This window comes from Cohnella baijiui (genome assembly GCF_020731285.1).
In the GTDB taxonomy this organism is placed as follows: domain Bacteria; phylum Bacillota; class Bacilli; order Paenibacillales; family Paenibacillaceae; genus Cohnella.
This window is the reverse complement of record NZ_JAJFOW010000084.1, coordinates 1-2,725: the sequence shown is the minus strand read 5'-3', so window position 1 is coordinate 2,725 and position 2,725 is coordinate 1. Positions and strand designations below refer to the sequence as shown.

The following is a 2,725-nucleotide window of genomic DNA, read 5'->3' as shown; positions in this document are numbered from 1 at the left end:
ACCGCATAACTCGAGCTGGAGGTACCGTTGGCGGTCGGAGTTAATCGGAAAAACCGTATAACTCGCGTCTGAAATAGAACCGGAGCCCCGAGGTTCCTCGGATGCCTAGCGCCTCAATGCCGGATACCGGAATATAATACGGCGGGAGGTGATACGGGTGAGCCGCTCGGCGGTCAAGACGATTTACAGCAAATGGCTCAAAACGAAGGCGATTCAGCACAGCGCGAACGTTCGCGCTTATGTCCCGGATACCCGAAAAATGACGGCAGCGACGCTTCGCGACATGATTTCCCGTTATCGGATGGTGTACGTCAAGCCGAATTCGGGCACATTCGGCAAAGGTGTCATGCGGGTGGAACGCCGGTCCGCGCCAAGCGGCGGGACGACATACCGCTATCAGTACGGAACCAAGCGCAGGGAGTTCCGCGACTTCGCGGACCTATACGCCTCGATCGTCCGGCACAAGCGCAAGGGAACCTATCTCGTGCAAAAAGGAATTTCCCTGCTCACGTATCGCGGGAGACGGTTCGACATTCGCGTCATGGTTCAACGAAATTCCAAGCGCGCCTGGGAGACGACCGGCATCATCGGACGGCTCTCCCACCCCGCCAAAATCGTGACGAATTACCACAACGGCGGCACGCCGATGAGTATACGGACGCTGCTGAAGCCGAAATTCGGCGCCCGTCGAATCGTCGCGATCGAACGCAAGCTCGCCCGGGTGGGCAAAGACTCCGCGATCGCGCTGAGCCGCGTCTATCCGCGTGTCGACATGGTCGGGACGGATATCGGCCTGGACGCCGAATGCAAGCCTTGGATCATCGAGCTCAACACGAGTCCGGATCCTTATCTGTTCCGGTTTCTCCCGGACCGGAGCACGCACCGCAAGGTGCTGCGCTACGCCCGTGCGCTCGGGCGCATTCCCGTGCGCAAGAAAAAGCGCTAGCGGTCCGAGCGCCCAGCTGCGCCGGCCCGGCAAGTCGCAACCGGCAATCGGCAACGAGCACGAGAACGGGAACGGCCCATCGGATGCTGCGGAAGGCAGCGTGCCGATGGGCCGTTCGTTCGTTACTTCCTCTTGTCCTCTAGCAGGTGCGGAGGCGTTTATTCGATAGCCTGCCCTACCAACGTCCCCCATGATGGCGCAAATACGTCGTAGTCCCGCCGATGCGTTATTCGTACGGTCTGCGTGCCGTCGAATCGAATCTCGAACGTGTCGACATACGCCGTCTCCAGCTGCCGGATCGTCAGCTGAAGGAGATCGGCGGCCGTCCAGGTCGCGCTGGCCGCCCGCAAGGGGCAATCTTCGTTTACGATCCAGGCGCCGATGCCGAAGCGATGGACCGCCTCGCCGCGCTCGCCTTCCATGACGAGCCGGGCTTCGTCCGACCCGAAACGCAGAGACGCCTCCCGCAAGCCGAGCTCGTTCTCGGTGAAGCGATAGCGGCCGCCATCGATCGCGGTCGCCAGCTCGGACGCGTCCGACGCACTCGGAGCCGCCACGTGCAGGGCCGCCAATGTCTCGCAAAGACGCTCCTCGCCGGCCGGGTCGGGCGGCAGCGCCTCCCGTCCGCCGAGCGCCGGTAGCAGATGCGTCCAGACGATGTCCAGAACAGGCTGCATGTCGTAGGTGGCGGCGTGGATCGCCAATACGGCGTCCTGCTCCGGCAAGACGACGATAAACTGGCCGAAGGCGCCGTCCGCCCGATAGGCGCCGTGCCGGCAGCGCCAGAACTGGTAGCCGTAGCCCTGCGTCCAATCGTTGGTATCGTCCGGCTGCGCCGCATTGGCGATCTGGGCGCGCGAAGCTTCGGCGACCCATTCCTCGGACAGCAAACGCCGGCCGTTCCAAACGCCTCGATCCAGATACAGCTGGCCGAACTTGGCATAGCTCTCCGCGGAGACGCTCAGCCCCCAGCCGCCCGTCGTGATTCCGCGGGGACAAGCCTCCCAGGAAACCTCTCGAATGCCGAGAGGTTCGAATAGGCGCGGCTTCAGGTAGTCGAACAGCGTCGTCCCCGTCACGCGTTGCAAGATCGCCGACAACATATACGTCGCGCCGCTGTTATAAAGAAAGCCCGATCCCGGGGCGTCCTCGACCGGCGCCTGCAAAAAGGCGCTCACCCAGTCCAGCATCTGGGAGCGGGCGGTGATGAACAAAGCGATCGTATCCGCCCGGTGACCGGTCGACATCGTGAGCAGGTGCTTCACGCGCATCGCGCGAAGATGCTCGCCCGGTTCGGCCGGCGTCTCGGTCGGGAAGAAGTCGATCACCCGATCCTCTACCGTAAGCAGGCCTTCGTCCACCGCCATGCCGATGGCCGTGGACGTGAAGCTTTTGCTCACCGAGTTGCTCAGCCGGGGCAGCGTCGTCGTATACGGGCGCCAGCCTCCTTCGGCGATTTTGCGGCCGTGCCGCAGCAGCACAAAGGCGTCGATCTCCGGGCCGTCATCGCGAAGCGCTTCCGCAAATGCCGCCAGCGCCCGCGAAGACACGCCCTCCCGCTCCGGCACGCTGCTCGTCAACTCCGTATCTTTCATCTCCCAAGCCTCCCGGATTGAAAAAGTCACTCTCATTATCAACCCTTTTGGCCCGGCTGCCAACCCGCTTGTTTTCGAACGAGGGAAAGGAGTAGAAGAGACTAGGGACGCCGGATTGGCTCCATCGCCGAATGTAGGTAGTTTACATACGCACATTGGTGCTCGCTCGGCCATTTCGGTGAAT

Annotated in this window: 2 protein-coding genes; one reads left to right on the top strand and one right to left on the bottom strand. The window is 62.5% G+C overall.

Features of this window, described 5'->3' with window-relative positions; genetic code table 11:
- Positions 1 to 157: 157 nt before the first annotated feature.
- Positions 158 to 946, top strand: coding sequence for a YheC/YheD family protein (locus LKX83_RS31710; protein WP_227887240.1), 789 nt, complete (start codon positions 158 to 160; stop codon positions 944 to 946).
- A gap of 158 nt (positions 947 to 1,104) precedes the next feature.
- Here the strand turns inward: LKX83_RS31710 and LKX83_RS31705 are convergent, their stop codons facing one another.
- The gene (locus tag LKX83_RS31705; protein WP_227887238.1) at positions 1,105 to 2,541 is read right to left on the bottom strand and encodes a serine hydrolase domain-containing protein; all 1,437 of its coding nucleotides are present in this window, start codon (positions 2,539 to 2,541) and stop codon (positions 1,105 to 1,107) included.
- Positions 2,542 to 2,725 lie beyond the last annotated feature (184 nt).